Origin of the sequence: Neorhizobium huautlense, from assembly GCF_030811685.1 — a bacterium.
GTDB classification, from domain to species: Bacteria; Pseudomonadota; Alphaproteobacteria; order Rhizobiales; family Rhizobiaceae; genus Neorhizobium; species Neorhizobium huautlense_A.
In genome coordinates this window covers 85893-108135 of sequence record NZ_JAUSRF010000010.1, presented here as the reverse complement: position 1 = coordinate 108135, position 22243 = coordinate 85893, and the positions used below count along the sequence as shown (strand labels likewise).

Below are 22243 nucleotides of genomic sequence, written 5' to 3'. Positions count from 1 at the left end.
TCAATGCTGCAGGTCGATCGGGGCCTTGTGAAAAATATCATCGCGTGGCGGAATAGCCTGACGTTCGATCATGCGGTGAACGCGCGGACCAACTTCGCCGACATGCAGTTCGCGGATACGTTTCCACACATCGGCATCCGCCTGGGTGCGGCGCTGGTTGTGGCGCACGTAATCCGCCCAGGTGGCGGTGTGATAGGTTTCCGTCCAGATATCCGGGTTTTCCAGATCGCGCATCAGCGTCCACTGGCGGGCGCCATCACGGATACGGATACGGCGGCGCTGCGACATCAGTTCGAGGAACTCAGCCACGTCCTTTTCGCCGATCGTGTAATCGATCAGCAGCACGATCGGGCCGCTTCGGGCCTTCAGGTCGAGACGCAAAGACGGTTCGTTGAATGTGCCCAGCGGATCGAGATTGAGGCTTTCGAACTGCGGCAGGCGCATGCGAAAACCGATGACGATGCCGAGCACCATGACGGCGGCGGAACAGAGGAAGGCGACCGGGGCGCCGTGATCTTCCGCGACGAGGCCCCACATCCAGCTGCCGCCGGCCATGCCGCCGAAAACCGCCGTCTGGTAGAGCGACAGGGCGCGGCCGACCACCCAGCGCGGCGTCGACATCTGCACCGTGACATTGAACAGCGACAGCGCCATGACCCAGCAGGCGCCGGGAATGAGCATGACGGCCGTGGTGACCCATGCATTGGTGCTGAAAGCGGTGACGACGGCGCTGATGGCAAAACCGCAAAACGAGATGCGGACGATGGTTTCCGACGAGAACCGTTCCCGCAGACCGGCATTGGCGAATGCGCCGCCGATGGCGCCGACGCCGAAGGCGCCGAGCATGATGCCGTAGGTGAGTGGGCCGCCGGAGACGAGATCGCGCGCGACGATCGGCAGCAGGGCCAGAATGATGCTGGTGGAAAGGCCGAAAATGCAGGAGCGGAACATCACGTTGAGGATGTTCGGCGACATGGCGACATAACCGATGCCGGCGGAGATGGCGCGCATCATGGTTTCGCGCGGCAGTTTTGTTTTTACATATTGCGGGCGCCAGCGGGCGAGCGCGTAGATGAGCGCAAAATAGCTGATCGAGTTGGCGGCAAAGGCGGCGGCAGCTCCTGCACCGGCGACGATGGCGCCACCGATGGCCGGGCCGACGCTGCGGGTGATGTTGAAACCGACGCTGTTGAGCGTCACGGCGGCCGGCAGCACTTCGCGCGGCACCATATCCCCCACCGATGCCTGCCAGGACGGGTTGTTGAGCGCCACGCCGCAGCCGATCAGGAAGGTGAAGGTCAGGAGAGACCAGGGCGTCAAGACGTCGAGATAGGCACAGAGCGTCAAAAGCGAGGACACGACCAGCATGAAGATCTGGGCGGTCAGCATGATGCCGCGGCGATTGTAATTATCGGCCAAAGCGCCCGAAATCAGCGAGAACAGCATGATCGGCAGCGTCGTCGACGACTGCACCAGCGCCACCATGTCCTGCGAGTTGCTGATCGAGGTCATCATCCAGGCGGCACCCACCGCCTGTATCAGCCCGCCGAGATTGGAGGAGATGCTGGCGAACCAGACGGTGCGAAATGTCTGGTGGCTGAAAGGCGCGAGAGGCGACACCCGATCGGGCACTGTGCTGTTCCTGAATGATTCTTGGTTACCCCTAACCTAGAGACATGGCGCATGAGGGCAAGCTGAAAGAGGGGCCGATGCCGATATGGTTTAGACGAGGCTAAACCGCTGATCGTACAACCCTTGCAATCCTGCGGCTTGAGGCGTATATAGCCTTTAAATTCTTGATCGGTTGATGGAGGGTGGGCCCGCAAGGACCCGCTCTTTTTTATTAGCCGGTCGCGGGAGCAGCTTCGCTTTCAAGCGATAACACGCCGGATAAAACATGCAGCCTACCGAACTGGAGCCACGTCTCATCGTCGAGACCGGCCTTGACCTCAGGATCGCGGAAATCATCGAACCCACGCTGATCGGCATGGGTTTCCGTCTGGTGCGCGTGCGCATGATGAACCAGAACGGCATGACGCTGCAGATCATGGCCGAGCGCGAAGACGGCACGATGGATGTCGAGGGCTGCGAAGCCGTATCGACCGCGATTTCGCCTGTTCTCGATGTGGAAGATCCGATCGATCGGGAGTATCATCTGGAAGTGTCGTCGCCGGGCATCGATCGCCCCATGGTACGCAAGTCCGATTTTGCCCGCTGGACCGGTCATCTCGTCAAGATCGAAACCTCGATCCTGATCGACACCAAGAAGCGGTTCCGCGGCAAGATCGGCGAGACCAACGAAGACGGCTTTGTGCTTGAGCGTGACCAGGTGGCCTACGGCGAAGAGCCACGCGTGACCATTCCGTACTCGGCTCTGGCCGAAGGCAAGCTGATCCTGACGGACGACCTGATCCGCGACGCTCTGAAGGCCGACAAGCTTGCCAAGCAGGCGGCCAACCAGAACGACGACGCAGACGAACAAGACGCAGAATAACAAACGAAACCCTGCCTGACGGCAGTCAGCATTTCGACCTACGGAGACCAACGACTATGGCAGTGAGTGCGAACCGGCTTGAACTTCTGCAGATCGCAGATGCAGTTGCGCGCGAAAAGGTCATCGACCGGGAAATCGTTCTGGCCGCCATGGCCGACGCGATCCAGAAGGCCGCACGTTCGCGTTACGGCTCTGAGACCAATATTCGCGCCGACATCAACTCGAAGACCGGCGAAATCCGCCTTCAGCGTCTTCTCGAAGTGGTCGAAGTGGCCGAAGACTACGGCACGCAGATCCCGCTGGAACTGGCGCGCGACCGCAATGTCGACGCCAAGCTCGGCGACTTCATCGCCGACCCGCTGCCGCCGATGGACTTTGGCCGCATCGCCGCCCAGTCGGCCAAGCAGGTCATCGTGCAGAAGGTGCGCGAAGCCGAGCGTGATCGCCAGTTCGACGAGTTCAAGGACCGCATGGGCGAAATCGTCAACGGTACCGTCAAGCGCGTCGAATACGGCAACGTCATCGTCGATCTCGGCCGTGGCGAAGGCATCATCCGTCGCGACGAGATGATCCCGCGCGAAAACATGCGTTACGGCGACCGCGTTCGCGCCTACGTCTACGACGTGCGCCGCGAACAGCGTGGCCCGCAGATTTTCCTGTCGCGTACGCATCCGCAGTTCATGGTGAAACTCTTCACCATGGAAGTGCCGGAAATCTACGACGGCATCATCCAGATCAAGTCGGTTGCCCGTGACCCGGGTTCCCGCGCCAAGATCGCCGTCATTTCGAACGATAGCTCGATCGATCCGGTCGGCGCCTGCGTCGGTATGCGCGGTTCGCGCGTTCAGGCCGTTGTCGGCGAGCTTCAGGGCGAAAAGATCGACATCATTCCGTGGAGCCAGGATCCGGCTTCCTTCATCGTCAACGCCCTGCAGCCGGCTGAAGTCGCCAAGGTCGTTCTCGACGAAGATGCCGAGCGTATCGAAGTCGTGGTTCCGGACGAGCAGCTGTCGCTGGCCATCGGCCGTCGCGGCCAGAACGTCCGCCTCGCTTCGCAGCTGACCGGCTGGGATATCGACATCATGACGGAAGCCGAAGAGTCGGAACGCCGTCAGAAGGAATTCAACGAGCGCACCAACCTGTTCATGGAAGCGCTGGACGTCGACGAAATGGTCGGCCAGGTGCTTGCTTCGGAAGGTTTTGCCGCCGTTGAGGAACTGGCTTACGTCGAACTCGACGAAATCGCCTCGATCGACGGTTTCGACGAAGACACCGCCAACGAGATCCAGACCCGCGCCAAGGAATTCCTGGAGCGTATCGAAGCCGAAAACGATGCCAAGCGCGTGGCGCTCGGCGTTCAGGACGAGCTGAAGCAGATCGATGGCCTCACCGCCCAGATGCTGGTGGCGCTCGGCGAAGAAGGCATCAAGACGGTCGAAGACTTTGCCGGCTGCGCAGCCGACGATCTCGTCGGCTGGTCGGAGCGCAAGAACAACGAGACCAAGAAGTTCGAGGGCACGTTCTCGAAGTTCGACGTTTCCCGTGTTGAAGCCGAAAACATGATCGTTCAGGCCCGCCTTCTGGCCGGCTGGATCACCGAGGCTGACCTTGCAACGGCCGAAGAAGAAGTTGCCGAGACCTCGGAGGAGGCGGAAGCCGCTGAACAGGAATGATTGCCGAGGCTTCTGCCAACGGTGATCACGAAGATCAGGCTGCGGACGAGGTTTTCAACGACCGCACCTGTATCGTGACGCGCGAGGCCGGATCACCGGAAACGCTGATCCGCTTCGTGGCCGGCCCTGACGGGACGGTGGTTCCCGACCTGAAACGCCAGTTGCCCGGTCGCGGCTGCTGGGTGAAGGCGGAACGGGCTCTGGTCGACAAGGCCGTGGCCCGCAAGATTTTTGCACGCGCTCTGAAGAACAAGGATGTGCGTGCGGAGCCGGAACTCGGCGCCCTGGTTGACCAGCTTCTGGTCGTTCAGGTGGCCGGCATGATGAACATGGCCCGCAAGGCAGGCCAGTTCGTGACCGGCGCGACGAAGGTGGATGCCGCTGTCCGCTCGGGCGAGGCTCTGGCCGTGTTTCACGCGCTGGACGCCGCTGCGGACGGCAAACGCAAGATCGACCAGGCCCGAAAGGCCTGGCGGCTCGGAAACGATCTGGAGGAGGAGATCCCTTCCTTCTCGTTGTTCACCGCAGCCGAAATGGACGAACTGATGGGCCAGAATGCTTTTATCCATGCCGTGGCGCTTGCAGGCCAGGCAGGTGAAGGTGTAGTGAAGCGCGCAACCATGCTCGAAACGTACCGTCATAACGGTCCTTCCGGAGCAAATGGCGGCGCTGGCCGGTCAGAGACATGACACGGTTACCGGCAAAAGCCGGCTGCCGCATTGAACGACGTGTATTGAAACACAGGGTCTGATGGTCTTCATCCGGTCCTGTGCGAAGGAACAGGAACGGAATGACGGACAACAAAGACGACAAGACAGGCGGCGTAAAGAAGACCCTCACCCTGAAACCATCAGGGATGAGCCAGGGTACCGTGCGCCAGGATATGGGGCGCGGCCGTACGAAGTCGGTCGTCGTCGAAACGGTAAAACGCCGCCCGACCCGCCCGCAGGACGAAAAGCCGATCACCCCGATCACGACGCCGGTAGCACCGCGCGCTGAAACGCCGGCTACGGCATCTGCCGCTTCGCCGACGGCTTCAGCTGCGCCTGCAGCACGCCCGGCCGCTCCGGCAGCCGCACCACGTGCGGCAGCACCTGCCCCGGCTCAGACGCAGACCCGCGTTCATCAGCAGACACAGGCGCATCGTCCGGCCCCGACGCCGGTTCGCCAGCCGGAACGCCCGCGTGGCGCCGTGCTGCACGATCTGTCGGCCAGCGAAATGGACGCACGTCGCCGCGCGCTTGTGGAAGCACAGGCCCGCGAAGTCGAGGAAGCCAAGAAGCGCGCCGAAGACGAAGCTCGTCGCAAGGTCGAGGAAGAACAGCGCCGTATCGAAGCCGAAGCTGAAGCTGCACGCATTGCAGCCCTGCCGAAGCCCGAACCGGTTGTTGAACCTGTTGTTGAGGCACCTGCCGCTCAGCCGGCTGCAGCCGCTGCGGCCGCGACCCGCAATCAGGAAAATCGTCCGCAGACCACGCGTCCTGCCGCACCCGGCAGCGCCGCTGCCGTTCCCGGCCGCCGCAATGTCGGCGAAGAAGACGACCGTCGCGGCCCGCCGCGCGGTGGCGCTCCGAACCGTGGCAAGGCAACTGTCGTTGTTCCGGCCAAGGCACCGGCACGCCCGAAGGCCGACGATGGTCGCCGCCAGGGCAAGCTGACGATTACTGCTGCCAGCACGGACGACGACGGTAACAACCGTGGCCGCTCGATGGCTGCCATGCGCCGCCGCCAGGAAAAGTTCCGCCGCAGCCAGATGCAGGAAACCCGTGAAAAGGTTATCCGCGAAGTCATCCTGCCGGAAACCATCACCATTCAGGAACTGTCGCAGCGTATGTCCGAACGGGCTGTCGATGTGATCAAGTACCTGATGAAGGAAGGTCAGATGATGAAGCCGGGCGACGTCATCGACGCCGACTTGGCCGAACTCATCGCCTCGGAATTCGGCCACACGGTCAAGCGCGTTTCGGAATCCGACGTTGAAGAAGGTATCTTCGACGTGGCCGACGACGCCGTCGAAATGATCACGCGTCCTCCGGTCGTGACGATCATGGGTCACGTCGACCACGGCAAGACCTCGCTGCTCGACGCCATCCGTCAGGCCAATGTCGTATCGGGTGAAGCCGGTGGCATTACCCAGCATATCGGTGCCTATCAGGTCGAACAGAACGGCCAGAAGATCACCTTCATCGACACCCCCGGCCACGCCGCCTTCACGGCCATGCGTGCCCGTGGTGCGCAGGCGACGGATATCGCGATCCTGGTGGTTGCAGCCGACGACGCCGTGATGCCGCAGACGATCGAATCCATCAGCCACGCAAAGGCTGCCGGCGTTCCGATCATCGTGGCGATCAACAAGATCGACAAGCACGAAGCCAACCCGGACAAGGTCCGTCAGCAGCTTCTGCAGCACGAAGTCTTCGTTGAATCGCTGGGCGGTGAAGTGCTCGACGTCGAAGTGTCTGCCAAGAACAAGCTGAACCTCGACAAGCTGCTCGAAGCCGTGCTGCTGCAGGCCGAAATCCTCGACCTCAAGGCCGACCCGGTCCGTACTGCCGAAGGTATCGTCATCGAAGCCCAGCTCGATCGTGGTCGTGGTGCGGTTGCGACCGTACTCGTCCAGAAGGGCACGCTGAAGCCAGGCCAGATCATCGTTGCCGGCGACCAGTGGGGCCGTGTTCGTGCTCTCGTCACCGACAAGGGCGACCACGTCAAGGAAGCGGGACCTGCCATGCCGGTCGAGATCCTCGGCCTGTCGGGTACGCCTGCTGCCGGTGACCGTTTCGCCGTTGTCGAAAACGAAGCCCGTGCTCGCGAGATTTCCGAATATCGCCAGCGTCTGGCCCGCGACAAGGCGGTTGCCCGTCAGTCCGGTCAGCGCGGTTCGCTCGAACAGATGATGAGCAAGCTGCAGAACACCGGCTACAAGGAGTTCCCGCTGCTCATCAAGGGCGACGTGCAGGGTTCGGTCGAAGCGATCATCGCATCGCTCGACAAGCTCGGCACCGACGAGGTGCGTGCCCGCATCGTTCACTCAGGCGCAGGTGCCATCACGGAATCGGATCTTTCGCTTGCCGAAGCATCCAATGCCGCGATCATCGGCTTCAACGTTCGTGCCAATGCACAGGCCCGTCTGGCGGCCGAACGCGGTGGCATCGAACTTCGCTACTACAACATCATCTACGATCTGGTGGATGACGTGAAGGCAGCGATGTCGGGTCTGCTTTCGCCGGAACGCCGCGAAACCTTCCTCGGCAATGCCGAAATCCTGGAAGTGTTCAACATCACCAAGACCGGCAAGGTCGCGGGTTGCCGCGTCGTCGAAGGCAAGGTGGAGCGTGGTGCAGGTGTCCGCCTTCTGCGCGACAACGTCGTCATCCACGAAGGCAAGCTCAAGACGCTCAAGCGCTTCAAGGACGAAGTGTCCGAAGTGCCGATGGGCCAGGAATGCGGTATGGCCTTCGAGAACTACGAAGACATCCGCGCAGGCGACGTCATCGAGTGCTTCCGCGTGGAACACATCACCCGTTCGCTCTAAGCCGGACAGGACTGAAAAACGGAAAGCCGCCCGGGCATGTCGGGCGGCTTTTTTATTTGGGCATCCGCATTTCCCGGCGCACAAATTCGCAGCAGCTTTTGCGGAAAGGCAGCAGTGGTGAGTGCGCGAAAACTTGATTCGGACAAGCATATTTTACCGTGGCGCAGCAATTTATTGTTGCCAAATGTAGTCAAGTTTACTATCGGGTAACCGAACGGTACGAGCGTCGCCTGGGGCATGTTCGCTGACGGATTGAATGCCAATGCATTCGCCCGGGCATGGCACACGATGGGATGCATCGTGCAAGCCTGTTTCGAGTCCGGAGAATTTCTGAATGTCCATTGCCGAAAATCGCGTTTCGACCACCCGTGGCCGTGGCATGCAATTATTTTCCTGCACGGCGCTCATTGCCGCAACGCTGATGACCGCTTCTGTGCATGCGCAGACGCCGCCGGCGGAAACGCCCGCAGCTTCTCAGCCGAGCACGCCCGAGCAGGCGCCAACGGCGCAAGCCCCGGCAGCACAGGCCCCGACGGGCCGTCTGCCACAGGCTCAGCCGACGGATCAGGCTCCTTCGGCTCCGCCACAGTCCACTCCGGCCGGGTCCACGCAGGCGCCAGCAGACACCAACGCTGCACCGGCAACACCGCCGGCAGGTGTTACCCCGAGCGCACCAACAACATCCGAACAGTCCGTCCCTGCAACACAGGGCACGGAGCCTGCCGGCGCTGCCGCAACGGCACAGCCGGGTGCAGAACAGACGCCGCAAGTTACCGATCTCGCACCTGCCACAGGTGAAGAAGCACCACGCGCCGACCTGCCGCACGATCTTTCGCCCTGGGGCATGTTCATGCAGGCCGACTGGGTCGTCAAAGCCGTGATGATCGGCCTTGCCATCGCTTCGCTTCTGACCTGGACCGTGTGGTTTGCCAAGACGCTGGAACTGGCAGGCGCCCGCGCCCGCGCCAAGCGGACGATCAAGGCCATCCGCAATTCGCGCACGCTGGCGGAAGCCGTGCAGGCAACCGAGGGCCGCGGTGGCCCGGCCGCCACGATGCTGCGCGCAGCCGCCGAGGAAATGGAAATTTCCGAAGCCGCGATCGAACATGCAGAAGGTGATGGCGTGAAGGAACGTGTTTCCTCCGTTCTCTCGCGTATCGAAGCCTTTGCAGGCCGTCGCATGGCGCGTGGTACCGGCATTCTGGCGACCATTGGTTCCGTCGGCCCGTTTGTCGGCCTGTTCGGCACCGTCTGGGGTATCATGAACTCGTTTATCGGCATTTCGGAATCGAACACCACCAATCTTGCCGTTGTGGCACCGGGTATCGCCGAAGCGCTTCTGGCAACGGCCATCGGCCTCGTGGCCGCCATTCCGGCCGTGGTGATCTACAACCTGTTTGCCCGCTCGGTGACCGGTTATCGCCAGCTTCTGGCCGATGCCGCTTCTGGTGTCGAGCGTCTGGTCAGCCGTGATCTCGACTTCCGCAAGGTGCCGCCAGGCGGCCGCGCCAAGCCGGTTTCGCTCGTCGCCGGGGAGTAAGTACCATGGCTGGAGGCATCCGCGAACATCACGGCGAGGAAATGCCGGATAACCACGAAATCAACGTGACGCCGTTCATCGACGTCATGCTGGTTCTCCTGATCATCTTCATGGTGGCAGCGCCGCTTGCAACCGTCGACGTCAATGTCGATCTGCCAGCCTCCACCGCCAGACCTGCTGAAAGACCGGACGAGCCGATGTATCTGACGGTCAAGCAGGACCTGACGCTCAACCTCGGCAATGATGTCGTTGCACGCGAGGAACTGGCGACGACGCTCGATCGCCTGACCGAGGGCAAGCGCGACACCCGCATCTTCCTGCGTGCCGACAAGATGGTTGATTACGGCCACTTCATGGAGGTCATGAACCTTCTGCGTGACGCCGGTTACCTGAAGATCGCGCTTGTGGGTCTGGAAAGCCTGCCAGCACCGATGCCGGCCCAGGATGGCGCAGCGCCGGCTGCACCAGCAGCCCAGCCTTCGGCGGCTCCCGCTCCTGCCGGAGGTGCAAACCCGTGAACTCGGTCCGCTTCAATCCTTCGCCGGCCGGGCGTGTTGGGGAGGCCGCGCTATGGTGCTCGGCGGGTCTCGTCGTGCTTGCCCTGCATGTCGGCGCAGGCCTCTACCTGATGCGCGAACCCGAGATGGCGGCTGGCGACAACGCGCCGCCGCCGGCGATCATGATCGAACTTGCACCGGTTCCCGAAGCAGCCAAACCGGAAGAAACGCAGATCGCCGAGCAGACGGAAACCACGGAAGAGGTCAAGAGCGACACGCCACAACCCGTGGAGCAGCCGCCGGAAACACCTCCGGAAGAGGTAACGCCGCCGGAGCCGCCGCCACCGGAGCCGGTTATCGAAGAACCGCCACCGGAACCCGAGCCCGAACCGGTTCAGGAAGTGACGGAAACCGTGCCGGAAGAACCACCGGAGCCGCAGGTCGACCCGATCGTGGAAGAACAGATGGCTGCGCTCGACAATGTCGAAGTGCCGCTGCCAACGATGCGCCCGCCCGAACCGGTTGAAAAGAAACCCGAAGTGCCGGTGAAGAAGAAGGTGGCCGAGAAACCGCGCCCGAAAAAGCAGGTGCAAGCCTCGCAGGCGCGGCAGGAAGCCAAGGTGGATGCCAACCAGTCCAACCGGACGGCGGCGCAGCAGACGTCGGCGAGCAATTCCCGCTCATCTTCGATGTCGCCGCAGCGCTGGCAGGGACGCCTTGCCGCGCATCTGGAGCGCAGGAAGAGGTATCCGCAGGCAGCCCGCTCGAATCGCGAGGAAGGAACGGTCTATGTCCGTTTCCAGATCGACAATGGCGGCAACGTCCTGTCGGTTTCGCTGTCGCGTTCATCCGGCTCGTCGGCGCTGGACCAGGAAGTGCTGGCGCTCGTCAAGCGCGCCTCGCCGGTTCCGGCTCCGCCGAACGGCGTAAACAAGACCATCACCTTCCCGATGCAGTTCACCCTTCGCTAAAAACCTTGCGCCGCAACCGAACTTGTCGGTTGCGGCGGTGGCGTTTCGAGTTGGCGCTTGCTAACTTTGCTGCATCGCAAAAGGTGCAGTTCATGACCATTTCCCTGGCAGAAGCCGAACGTCTCATATCCTCCGTCTTTGAGCATAACGGCGTCGATGCCCCGGCAGCGGCCTCGGTTGCCCGCGCGCTCACACAATCGGAAGCCGCCGGCCAATCCGGCCATGGGCTTCGCCGTGTGCCGGCCTATGTGAAACAGGTGCAGAGCGGCAAGGTGGATGGCCGCGCCAAACCGCTGCCTTCACGACCAAGGCCCGGCATTCTGGCTATCGATGCCTGTCATGGTTTTGCCTATCCGGCGCTGGATCTGGCCGTGAACATGCTACCGGCCATCGTGCGTGAACAGGGGATCGCGCTTGCCGCCATAAACCGTTCGCACCATGCCGGGGTTATGGCACTGACGGTGGAACGGTTTGCCGAACAGGGGCTGGTGGCGATGATGTTTGCCAATGCGCCGGCGGCCATGGCGCCATGGGGCGGCAAGACGCCACTCTACGGCACCAACCCGATTGCCTTCGGCGTGCCGGTGGCAGGCAGCGATCCGCTGGTGATCGATCTGGCCCTCTCCAAGGTCGCGCGTGGAAAAGTGATGGCGGCAAGCCAGAAAAACGCCAGCATTCCGGACGACTGGGCTTTTGACGCCGATGGCAATCCGACCACCGATGCTTCAGAAGCGCTGAAAGGCACGATGGCGCCGGCCGGCGGCGCCAAGGGCGCGGCTCTGGCACTGATGGTCGAGGTTCTGGCTGCCGGTCTGACGGGGGCAAACTTTTCCTATCAGGCCAGCTCGCTGTTCGATGAACACGGCCCTGCCCCGTCGCTTGGCCAGATGATCATCGCCATCGATCCGGAGGCGACTGCAGGTGGTGGCGCGACGGAGCGGATAGCTGCCCTTGCCGCGGAGATGGCCCGTGAAGAGGGTGTGCGGCTTCCGGGTCGCCGTGGTCGCGGATTGCGCCGGACTGCGCTGGAGGCAGGCCTGACGATCGAAGAAGACGTGATGGCCGCGATCACCGCCCTTCGTTGAGACGGATGCCGGCTTTGCTCAGGCTCTGAGGGCCTGAGCGGGTGATTGGCGATAGGCAAGCAGGGCCGGCACAGCGGCCAGAATACCGGCAAAACCGAGCAGGATCAGCGCCAGCCGCGCATCCTCGCGGGTGAAGCCGACAGGCAGGATGACGCCGCTCTTGGCGGTGAACATCTGCGCGCCAATATGGGCCGCACCCAGACCGATCAGAAAGCCGATGCCGACACCGAGCGCGACGAGCAGGAACAGTTCCAGCCAGACGATAAGGAAGACCGAACTGCGCGGCGCACCGAACGCCCGCAAGGCACCGATCTGGCGGCGGCGTTGACCCACGTGAATCACTGTCACCAGCACGAGTGCTGCAGCGACCAGACCCTGCGAGCCGGCAGCAACGGCGCTCAACACCATTTTGGCATCGCCGAGCGTGGCATAAAGGCTGGTCAAAACCTCGCCAGGAAAGACACCGAGCGTGGAGCCCGATCGGTATTCCTGACGCAGGCGATAGGCATCGGCGATGGTTTTGGGTTTTACGAGAATGGCCGGCAGGCCCGGCGTGAATGAACCAAAGGTCTCGACGATGGGCGCGTCGGCATCGATTGCGCCGTGATGTTCTTCCTCGACATGCTTCGAGGAAGCAGCGCCAAGCGCGAAGGCATATTTCTGCTCTTGCCGCTGCGTGGCCACCTGAGCAGCAGGCTGGGCCGTCGGCTCCATTGCATCATCGGCATGTGTATCGCCGTGCCCTTCCTCGCCTTCGTGGGCATGGTCATGACCGTCTTCGTCATGATGCTCCTCCTCGCCATGCTCATGGCCAAGATTGTGAACGTGCCAGACAGCCTGAATCGGCACCAGAATGGCGCGATCCCATGGCGTGCCGGTGGGCTGCAGCTTGCCGACCACCTTGTAGGCCGCACCCGCATGGGTATGGCCACCGGTTTCGGCCGTGCCATGCATGGGCTTGATTTCCGCCCCGATGGACAAATCGACAGCGGCACCGAGAACGGCTTCGCCTTCCAGCGCGAACATTTTTCCTGCAGAAAAACCGGTTGTCGTGCCATTGATCAGGCTGGTGGTTGTTCCGACAATCGGATAACCGCCGAAAGAATCACCAAAACCGACCGGTGCCGCCCAGGACACGCGCGGATCGGCGGCCAGCTTGGTCAGCACCGAACCATCCACGAGCGGCAGTGGCGCGGGCTGCAGGAAGATCGAAGAGAGGATCAACTGGGTTTCGCTGCCGGCGGCACCGACGACGAGATCGAATTTATCCGCCGCCCGCGCGCTGCCCAGGCGCAGGGAACGTTCCTGAAGTGTGACGGCAACGCCGAGCGCCGTTGCCAGCGCCACCAGAAGAATGACGACGGCGCCACCCAGCCAGAGACGGCGCAGATCGGCAAGAATGAAACGGATCATGCCGCGATCTCCCCAACAGGGACATCGCCGATGATACGGCCGCTTTTCAGCGACAGGCGGCGGCCGAGACGTTCGACAAGGCGCTGGTCATGGCTGGCGACGATAAGCGTTGAGCCCGCGTCGGCGGCGACGGACAAAAGCAGATCACCAACCGCTTCGCCGCTTTCGAGATCGAGGCTTGCAGTCGGTTCGTCGGCGATGATGACGCCTGGCTTGCGCAAAAGAGCGCGAGCGATCGCCACACGCTGCATTTCGCCGCGCGACATGGTTTCGATGTGCTGCTCGGGGCGCTTGAGGCCGACCGTTTCGAACAGAGTGCGCGCACGTTTCAGCAGTTCAGCATTGGCGACGCGCGACAAACGTGCCGGCAGCAGAATGTTGTCGAGCGCGGAGAGACCGGGAAACAGATGAAAATCCTGCATGACAAGGCCGATATTTTGGGCGCGCCATTGGTCGCGCTTGCCTTCGGAAAGATCGGCGAGGTTCTGCTCGCCCCAAAACACGCGGCCAGTGCGGATGCGCTCCAGCCCTGCCACAATGTTGATGAGCGTACTCTTGCCGGAACCGGAACCACCCGTCAGCGCCACATGGCTGCCGGCGGCGATTTCAAGGTGATCGATCTCAAGCACCGGCGCCGCCAGACCGGGAAAGGTGACGGCGAGATTTTCGATTTTCAGCGACAACATGTTTTCAAACCGTGGCGTATTCGGCCTGACGAATGCGCAGGAGACTGACAAAGCCGGTTTCCGGATCTGTCCAGGAGCCCATTTCGAGCTTGCCGCGCACTTCGATCGTCTGGCTGGGCTGGGTAAAGGTCTGTTTTTCACCAAGATAAACGACGACGATATTGTCCGGCCAATCGCTATCGGTGGAGCAGAACGGGCAGATCGACATGGGAATTTCGGTGAGCACGAAAAACTGTGCTTCGGCCTTCAGCGGCGGCGCCATGAAACCGCGCATGGCGATTTTCCTGCCGTTCAGCTGCTTGACCTTTTCGGAAAACTCCAGCCCGAGCACACTGACCTTGCCGTAAAGCTCATCGAACGTGATGTCGCTATTGGCCGCCTGCGCACGCGTTCCGGTGGCAAGCAGGGGCAGACTGGCGATGAGACCCAAGCCCATGGTCTGAAGGGTTTGGCGGCGATTGAACCGCGCCTGAACCGGCTTGCTCATGACCATTCTCCTTATTGAAAAATGTCTCCGGCATCGTGATCCCAACCAAGGAGCGATGCAAGAGCGACAACGCCAAGGGCACGCCATGACGGCGTGCCCTCGCAATGTTCAGGTCTTAGTTGGTCTGCTTTGCACCAAGGGCGAAGGCTTCGGCGAGACCCTTGTAGACGTCGCTCTGTTCCATGTAGCCACGGAAACCTTCGGCGCCCGGGCCTTCGGCCTGCAGAACCACATCATCAACGGCATGGACGCCGCTGTCTGCGCTCTTGGGGATGATGCCCGGTACGAAGACGGCGCCGGGCACGTCCTTGTACTGTTCGTTGGCGACATATTCCTTCTTTTCGTTCTGGATGGCCGGAGCGAACGGGCCATCAAGCTTCGGGCGGAAGGTTTCGTAATGGTCCGGGCCGTTATTGGCGTTCAGGAAAAGGCGACGGGACACATCGACGCGATCCGGATAGCCATCACCATTGGTATCCTCATAGTTGGGGAAACCGGCTTCGGCATAAGTGCCGACCTTTTCGCGCATGTCGGTGCCCGGCTTTTCGTCATCGACGGTGCCGATGATGGAAACGCCGTGGGTGTGGTCGCCGGTGACGACGATCAGCGTGTCGGGGTTCTTCGCCGCGAATTCGCGGGCAACACCGATCGCTTGGTCGAACTCGATCGTATCGACAACGGCACGGTCCCAATCCAGCGGATGGGACATCTTGTCGACATTGGCGGCTTCAACCATCAGGAAGAAACCTTCCGGGTTCTTCGACAGTGTGTCGAGGGCGACCTTGGTCATTTCAACGAGACCCGGCTGTTCCGGGAACTTGCCAACCGTGCCCTTTTTCAGGAATTCGCGGTCGAGCGTGGTGTCGAGGTTGCCGGTGTGGAACAGGCCGAGGATCTTGCCGTCATTGTCGCCGGCAACCGTTGCCAGTTCACCCTTGCTGGTGGCCAGCTTGTAACCGGCATCCTGGAACAGCTTGATAAAATCCTTGTCGTCCTTGCGCTTCGAACCGGCGGTGGACTGCGGCAGGAAATAGGCCGAACCGCCACCGAGCAAGACTTCCGGCTTCACGTCGAACAGCATGCCGTTGATGTCGGCCTTGTCGCCACGCTTGCGGGTATGGGCAACGACAGCGGCCGGCGTTGCGTCCTGCAGTTCCGATGTCGACACGATACCGATCGACTTCTTCGTCTGGCGACGCAGGGCTTCGGCGATGTTTTCGACCTTCGGGTCGTCCAGCGAGGCCGGCGTGCGGTCGGCATAAACGCCGATGGCGTTCACGGCGGTCTTGTGCCCGGTCATGTAGGCCGACATGGTATTGGCGCTATCGGTTGCAACGGCGTCGGTGGCCGAGGTGCCGATGAAGGCGACCGGAGGCACGTCATCCATGTTGAGGCGGCCATTGGCCTTGCCCTCGGTCATGCCCTTGGACATGATGCGGGCGGCAGTGCGATGCGCGACCGAAAGACCGTCGGCAATCAGGAAGATGACGTTCTTGGCCTTGGCCTGATCAGGCGTGCCGTAAACATTCCAGCTGACGTTCCTGGTTTCCGAACCGGCCGACACCTCGACCTTGTAATCACCGGCATTGGCGATGGTGACGCCGCGCAGGATGACGGCCGAACCCAGAACCTTGTCCTTGTTCTTCTCCTCGGCGATGAACTCGACTTGCCCGCCGAGAGCCGCCTTGTAGTCTTGGCCGTTGACGGTGATCTTCACGTCTTCCGGCTTCACGACGGCATCGAACTCGACCTTGAAGTCGAACGGCGAACCCGAAAGGATCGTGGCACGATCGAGCGGGAAAACTTCGGCAGCCTGAGCAGCGCCGGCAAGAACGGTCGTAGCGACCAGGGCGGCAAGAATTTTGCGCATGGTGGAACCTCGCTGAGGATTTGTAAAAGTGAAGGCGAGGTGGGGTATATCGGCGCCGGATGACACTTACGTGACGCATCTTCACAACATCGACAGAAGAGAAAAATATCAGCAACGGCTCCCTCAGAAACGAGGGGCTGAAAATGAAAAAGCCTGCCGCGGGAGGAGGTGCGGCAGGCTTTAAACTTGACCGACAACTGGGAGGAGGAGGATGTTGTCGATCCGTATCGGGCGGCACTGGGAGGAGGAGTGTGCCGCTTCGATGATTTGCTTATAGCCATGCTTTAGTGGAATGGGAAACTAATTTGTTGCAACGCAGCAATGCGTTCTGCGCAACCCTGCCCAATTTCCTGACTCCAAACGAGGCAAAGCATTTAGAGATGGCGGTGCCGTTCGCGATTGCGGTATAGCGTGGCAACAGTCGAAAGAGGATATCCCATGGCCCAGATTCGTTATCATCAAGGCGATATTTCAGCCGCCGACGCTGCCCGTTACACCGGCGCCGTTGCCATCGATACGGAAACGCTGGGACTGGTGCCGCGCCGCGACCGCCTCTGTGTCGTGCAGCTTTCACCCGGTGACGGCACGGCGGATGTGATCCGCATCGCCGCCGGCCAGAAAGAGGCGCCCAATCTGGTGGCGCTGCTGGCCGATCCGACCCATGAGAAGATCTTTCATTACGGGCGTTTCGACATTGCCGTGCTGTTTCACACCTTTGGGGTGACGACGGCACCGGTCTTCTGCACCAAGATCGCCTCGCGGCTGACCCGGACCTATACGGACCGGCACGGACTGAAGGACAATCTGCGCGAATTGCTGGAAGTCGATATTTCCAAGGCGCAACAACAGACGGACTGGGCCGCCGACGTGCTTTCGCAGGCGCAGCTGGAATATGCGGCATCGGACGTGCTGCACCTGCATGCGCTGCGCGACAAGCAGGTGAACCGCCTGATCCGCGACAAGCGCATGGAACTGGCGGAGGCCTGCTTCGCGTTTCTGCCGACACGGTCCAAGCTCGACCTGCTGGGCTGGGACGAAACGGACATTTTTGCCCATAGCTGACGCTGTTTCTCACCATGGTTGTTTAATGGAGCGTTAAGCCTGCGCGCTTAGCCTTCCGGCAACCATGGGAACGTGAGCGCAGGACAATGCTACTTCCAACACAGGTCGCGGCCAGCGCCGCCATCACCGACAGCATGCGGTCGATGATCGACACGATCGAGGAACGGCGTCGCCAGGAGGATGAAAAGAAGACGGGCCAGAAAAAGGATCCGCTTCTGGAGGCACGGATCAGTGCCGGCGCGGAGAACCGACGTGCACAGGGCCGCATTGCCGAAGCCCTTTTCGGCATGAACAAGGTCGACATCAACGAACTGAAGATACAGTTGATGGACAAGGTCGGCGAAAAGCTGGGCATCAGCCGCGAGGACGGCATGTCTTCCTATGCCTATGGCCGTGCCATCGAAGGTGCGCTGAAATCGGTTGGCGCTTCGGGCCTCGATGATCTGAGCAAGGAGCTCGGACTGGACGAGCTCGACATTTCCCTGACGGATCTCGTGGCAGCGATCAAGAATCCCTGGGGCGAAGAAAACGACAGGCTGGAAAAAGCGCTCGACCGAAAGCATGGCGACGGCAAGACCACGACCGACGAGCGGGCAAAGATTCTCCAGCGCCTCGATGAGGTTTCCGATCCCAGCACGCTGGAGGAACTGAAGCTCGGGCCGCAATATAGTGACCCGACCCGGGTGGTCGACGAGGAAACACGCGCCGAGCGCCTTGATGACATCAAGGCGAAGGAAGCCGCCGAGAAGCTCGACGATGTCAAGCAAGCGCAGGATGCCATCAATGAGCGCCGTCTGCACGACCGGACGCAGGACAAGACCGAAGGCGGATCCGATGCTGCCGGCACCATAGACGATATCCTGATGATGGCCCTGACGGCCGAGGCGGAGATGGCCGAGCCATCACAAGGCGTGTCGGCAGAGGCCAGAGCGGACGAGGCAGTGTCTGACGCGTCGGAATCAGGTGATTCCGCCCTCGTCTCACAGGAGACTGAGGAAACGCTTGCAGCACGCGCGGCCGCGGGAAAAGAGGCCGATGCTGACGATCAAGGCATGTCAGCGCGCATCGAGATCGACGATATCGGCATATATGACATCCTGAAGCGCAGGCATTCCGCAACTCTCGCCTGAGACCGCGTTCGCATTAGCAAAACATTAGGGATGTTTCCGGCATATTAAGCGGAATTATCCGGCATGAAAGTCGCCATGAGGCGCGACGGTTACGACCGCCAAGAGCGCAAATCTCTTTCACACCGTCTCGCCGGCCTGTTTCTTCAACACGAGGACCTGCCTCTCCGACGTGGAGCCGGCCATGCTGCCCCCTGTTCCCGCCACATCCGTCGCCAATGCCATGCAGGCGAACCAGCGTCAGGCATCGACCCAGGTGGTCGAGCTCGAAACCCCTGTTTCGACCAAATCGGCGCTCGATGCCGTTCGCCCGATCGCGGCTGGCACGAGTTCGAGCATGGAATTGCTTGGCCTTTCCGGCCAGATGCGGCTGGCGCAGAGCCTTTCCGTTTTTGCCGAAACGCTTGGCAGCCTTCTCAAACTGCCGCGCCGTGAAGGCGAAGCCCTTGCCGATTACAGCAAGCGGCTGGCGGCAGCCATCAGCACGCTGAGCGCGACCGAGCGCGCACGCCTGCAGACGCAGCTGAACCAGATCATGCAAGGGGCGACACTTCGCCTGCTCACGGAACTGCTGAAAGACCCGGCAGGCCCGGCAGCCGCGCGGCTGGCGGTGCAGATCGAGATCGCCCAATATCAGGAACATAATCAGGGACGTGATCTCGCCGCCCGTCACGCGGTGAGCTCCTACCGCCAGAACAATGGCAACGACCTGCCTGCCCTGCCCGCCAATAGCAACGCGACGCCCACAGCAATGCCACATGGTGCCGCCGCCGAGGCTGCCGATGGCAGAGCGGACGTGGCAACAGTGCCGCAGCACGATGCCGACAGCAATTTGTCCGGCTCGGCGCAGAAAGAAAATGCACCCGCCACCAGGCAGGCCATCAATGCCGGTGCCGGAGCGACGGTAACGGCTTCCGAATCATCGGCGATAACCAACTCTGAAATCTCCAAACAGGCGGCGGACGAAACGCGCGGTGAAGATGGCGCCGGTCATCTGTCGCCTGACAACGAAACCGGCACCGATGGCAACACGGCGCAGGCCGATCGCCTTCCTGCAAATAATCGGTCCTCGGAGGGGAAGGCGGCGCAGGCAGCCGATGCCCGCCCACAGCCGATACGAGGGGAAGCCACGTCTCAAAACCCGGTGCATGCTGCGGAAACGCCGTCCAGCAGCAGGACAGAACAGAAACCGGCCTCCATTTATGATGCTGCCGCCCTGGCGCGTCTGGCATATGGAGAAAACGGCAAGCCGACGGCCGCAGCTACAAATCAAATTGCCAGAGCCATCGTTGACGGAGTTCAGGCCGGCTGGATTGCCGAGCTTCTGGCGGGCGAGACCGAAGCACGAAACACGCGGCATCTTGTGCCGGCACAGGGTAACACACCCCTCGCCCCAACCGGCGAAGAAACGAATGCGCCAGAGGATGGCACATCACCTGGGGTGAAGCAGGCAACTGTTTTCGCGCATGCTGAAGAGGATGCGCCGATCATCGGCCCGCTGCCGCAGACTGCCAATCCCCTTTCAACAGCGGCGGCGATTGCGGCACAACCCGATACCGCGTTTGAAAAGGCGCTGCTTGGCATGACACTTTTGCCGCGCGAGGTGCCCGGGCACCCGCTTATTGCGAAAGACGGCACGCCGGAATTCGATGATGCCCAAGACCACGAGATCAGGCGCAAATCGCCCGTCGGTGACGACGGGCAGCCATCGCGGCGCGAACATCAGGGATTTCACCAGCCATCAGGTGGTGAGGAACAACAGCCGAATGGCGAGGAACAGCCCGCTGAACAGATACTGTCCGGCGACGAGGAAGTGCATGCGGATATGCCTGGCAGCATGCCAACCACAGCGGACCCGAAGCAGGCGCCGCGCCAGCATCTGTCGGATCATCCGGCTCCGAGCGCCGAAGATCTTTATCGGCGGCTGGCTTCGCTGGAATAAATCGAAACCGCATGATGACCACGAAAAGGCCGCCGGATTTTCATCCGGCGGCCTCTTCATTTCAGAAAGTTCTAAGCGAGACGATTATTCGCCGCCACGGTTCTTCAGGGCTGCGCCCAGGATGTCGCCGAGCGAAGCGCCCGAGTCGGACGAACCGAACTGAGCAACGGCTTCCTTCTCTTCTGCGATCTCGAGAGCCTTGATCGACAGCATGACCTTGCGGTCCTTCTTGGAGAAGTTGGTGACGCGAGCGTCAAAAACCTGACCAACAGAGAAACGCTCCGGACGCTGGTCGTCGCGGTCGCGAGCGAGGTCAGCGCGGCGGATGAAGGAAACGATGTCTTCGTGGTCGACGAGCTTCACTTCAACGCCACCGTCGTTAACGGCGATGACTTCGCACGAAACGACAGCGTTCTTGCGCAGGTCGCCGGAAGCGGCAGCTTCACCGACCGAGTCCTTGCCGAGCTGCTTGATGCCGAGCGAGATACGCTCCTTCTCGACGTCAACATCGAGAACAACAGCCTTGACGATGTCGCCCTTGTTGAACTCTTCGATGACCTGCTCGCCCGGACGGTTCCAGTCGAGATCCGACAGGTGAACCATGCCGTCAACGTCGCCTTCGAGGCCGATGAACAGGCCGAATTCGGTCTTGTTCTTGACTTCGCCTTCGACTTCAGTGCCGGCCGGGTGGCTGAAGGCAAATGCCTGCCACGGGTTCTCGAGGGTCTGCTTGAGACCGAGCGAGATACGGCGCTTGGACGGATCGACTTCGAGAACGACAACGTCGACTTCCTGGCTCGTGGACAGGATCTTGCCGGGGTGTACGTTCTTCTTGGTCCAGGACATTTCGGAGATGTGGATCAGGCCTTCGATGCCCGGCTCCAGCTCTACGAATGCACCGTAGTCGGTGATGTTCGTGACGGTACCGGAGATCTTCTTGCCGACCGGGTACTTGGCCGAGATGCCATCCCACGGATCCGACTCGAGCTGCTTCATGCCGAGCGAGATGCGGTGGGTTTCCTGGTTGATGCGGATGATCTGAACCTTGACCTGCTGGCCAATGGACAGGATTTCCGACGGATGGTTCACACGGCGCCATGCCATGTCGGTGACGTGCAGTAGGCCGTCGATGCCGCCGAGGTCAACGAACGCACCGTAATCGGTGATGTTCTTGACGACGCCGTCAACAACCTGGCCTTCTTCGAGGTTCTGAACGATTTCAGAACGCTGCTCGGCGCGGCTCTCTTCGAGAACCGTACGGCGCGAAACAACGATGTTGCCGCGACGCTTGTCCATCTTGAGGATTTCGAAGGGCTGCGGGTTGTGCATGAGCGGGGTAACGTCGCGGATCGGACGGATGTCGACCTGCGAACGCGGCAGGAAGGCAACGGCGCCGTCGAGATCGACGGTGAAGCCACCCTTGACCTGGTTGAAGATAACGCCTTCGACGCGCTCGCCAGCTTCGAACTTGGCTTCGAGCTTGACCCAGCTTTCTTCGCGGCGAGCCTTTTCGCGCGACAGAACAGCTTCGCCAAGAGCGTTTTCGATGCGCTCGACGTAAACTTCAACTTCGTCGCCGACCTTCAGCGAGCCGTCCTTGCCCTTTGCACCGAATTCCTTCAGCGCGATACGGCCTTCGACCTTGAGGCCGACGTCGATGACGGCAACGTCCTTTTCAATCGCCGTGACGATACCCTTGGCTACATAGCCTTCGGCGAGATCGGTCTTGGCAAAGGATTCTTCCAGCAGGGCTGCGAAATCTTCGCGCGACGGGGTAGATACTGACATGAAATCTCCTGGGCGTGTCCACTGGACACTGAGCGCCGGGGGGTTCGAGTTAAAAATACCCGAAGTTCAAGTC

General features: G+C 61.3%; 17 protein-coding genes. 11 read left to right on the top strand and 6 right to left on the bottom strand.

Annotated elements, in window-relative coordinates:
- Positions 1 to 1632 (bottom strand): MFS transporter, encoded by a 1632-nt coding sequence (locus J2T09_RS15900; protein ID WP_306836373.1) that lies wholly within the window; start codon positions 1630 to 1632, stop codon positions 1 to 3.
- Between the two features lie 265 nt (positions 1633 to 1897).
- On the opposite strand from J2T09_RS15900, the gene rimP reads away from it, so the two are divergent.
- The 8 genes from rimP (at position 1898) to J2T09_RS15860 (ending at position 11795) form a co-directional block, all read left to right on the top strand.
- Positions 1898 to 2494 (top strand): ribosome maturation factor RimP, encoded by a 597-nt coding sequence (gene rimP, locus J2T09_RS15895; RefSeq protein ID WP_306836372.1) that lies wholly within the window; start codon positions 1898 to 1900, stop codon positions 2492 to 2494.
- Positions 2495 to 2550: 56 nt separating this feature from the next.
- Positions 2551 to 4167 carry a transcription termination factor NusA gene (gene nusA, locus J2T09_RS15890; RefSeq protein WP_306836370.1) on the top strand — a complete coding sequence of 539 codons (1617 nt, stop codon included), beginning with the start codon at positions 2551 to 2553 and terminating at the stop codon, positions 4165 to 4167.
- On the top strand, positions 4164 to 4856 hold the full coding sequence (locus tag J2T09_RS15885) for an RNA-binding protein (protein ID WP_306836368.1): 693 nt from the start codon (positions 4164 to 4166) through the stop codon (positions 4854 to 4856). Before nusA ends, J2T09_RS15885 begins: the two co-directional genes overlap by 4 nt.
- A gap of 101 nt (positions 4857 to 4957) precedes the next feature.
- On the top strand, positions 4958 to 7702 hold the full coding sequence (gene infB, locus J2T09_RS15880; protein WP_306836367.1) for a translation initiation factor IF-2: 2745 nt from the start codon (positions 4958 to 4960) through the stop codon (positions 7700 to 7702).
- Between the two features lie 334 nt (positions 7703 to 8036).
- Complete coding sequence (gene exbB / locus J2T09_RS15875) at positions 8037 to 9242, top strand: tonB-system energizer ExbB (RefSeq protein WP_373458480.1); 1206 nt, start codon at positions 8037 to 8039, stop codon at positions 9240 to 9242.
- 5 nt (positions 9243 to 9247) lie between these two features.
- Positions 9248 to 9760: a TonB system transport protein ExbD gene (exbD, locus tag J2T09_RS15870; RefSeq protein WP_306836365.1), complete on the top strand. Its 513-nt coding sequence runs from the start codon at positions 9248 to 9250 to the stop codon at positions 9758 to 9760.
- Entirely contained in the window at positions 9757 to 10710 is a 954-nt protein-coding gene (locus J2T09_RS15865) for an energy transducer TonB (RefSeq protein WP_306836363.1), read from the top strand. The genes exbD and J2T09_RS15865 overlap by 4 nt, the downstream gene beginning before the upstream one ends.
- A gap of 92 nt (positions 10711 to 10802) precedes the next feature.
- A complete protein-coding gene (locus J2T09_RS15860; protein ID WP_306836361.1) occupies positions 10803 to 11795 on the top strand; it encodes an Ldh family oxidoreductase in 993 nt (330 codons plus the stop codon).
- An 18-nt stretch (positions 11796 to 11813) separates the two neighbouring features.
- Here the strand turns inward: J2T09_RS15860 and J2T09_RS15855 are convergent, their stop codons facing one another.
- The 4 genes from J2T09_RS15855 to J2T09_RS15840 form a co-directional block, all read right to left on the bottom strand.
- The gene (locus J2T09_RS15855) at positions 11814 to 13208 is read right to left on the bottom strand and encodes an ABC transporter permease (protein WP_306836359.1); all 1395 of its coding nucleotides are present in this window, start codon (positions 13206 to 13208) and stop codon (positions 11814 to 11816) included.
- Positions 13205 to 13894 (bottom strand): ABC transporter ATP-binding protein, encoded by a 690-nt coding sequence (locus J2T09_RS15850; RefSeq protein WP_306836358.1) that lies wholly within the window; start codon positions 13892 to 13894, stop codon positions 13205 to 13207. The genes J2T09_RS15855 and J2T09_RS15850 overlap by 4 nt, the downstream gene beginning before the upstream one ends.
- A gap of 4 nt (positions 13895 to 13898) precedes the next feature.
- Complete coding sequence (locus J2T09_RS15845; protein ID WP_306836602.1) at positions 13899 to 14330, bottom strand: hypothetical protein; 432 nt, start codon at positions 14328 to 14330, stop codon at positions 13899 to 13901.
- A gap of 166 nt (positions 14331 to 14496) precedes the next feature.
- Positions 14497 to 16251, bottom strand: a complete 1755-nt coding sequence (locus tag J2T09_RS15840) for an alkaline phosphatase (protein WP_306836356.1) — start codon at positions 16249 to 16251, stop codon at positions 14497 to 14499.
- 438 nt (positions 16252 to 16689) lie between these two features.
- On the opposite strand from J2T09_RS15840, the gene J2T09_RS15835 reads away from it, so the two are divergent.
- The 3 genes from J2T09_RS15835 to J2T09_RS15825 all read left to right on the top strand — a co-directional run bounded on the left by J2T09_RS15835 (position 16690) and on the right by J2T09_RS15825 (position 20382).
- A complete protein-coding gene (locus J2T09_RS15835) occupies positions 16690 to 17313 on the top strand; it encodes a ribonuclease D (protein WP_306836353.1) in 624 nt (207 codons plus the stop codon).
- Between the two features lie 86 nt (positions 17314 to 17399).
- Positions 17400 to 18443, top strand: a complete 1044-nt coding sequence (locus J2T09_RS15830) for a hypothetical protein (protein WP_306836351.1) — start codon at positions 17400 to 17402, stop codon at positions 18441 to 18443.
- 181 nt (positions 18444 to 18624) lie between these two features.
- Positions 18625 to 20382, top strand: coding sequence for a hypothetical protein (locus tag J2T09_RS15825; RefSeq protein ID WP_306836349.1), 1758 nt, complete (start codon positions 18625 to 18627; stop codon positions 20380 to 20382).
- A gap of 84 nt (positions 20383 to 20466) precedes the next feature.
- Here the strand turns inward: J2T09_RS15825 and rpsA are convergent, their stop codons facing one another.
- Positions 20467 to 22170, bottom strand: a complete 1704-nt coding sequence (gene rpsA, locus J2T09_RS15820; RefSeq protein ID WP_306836347.1) for a 30S ribosomal protein S1 — start codon at positions 22168 to 22170, stop codon at positions 20467 to 20469.
- Positions 22171 to 22243 lie beyond the last annotated feature (73 nt).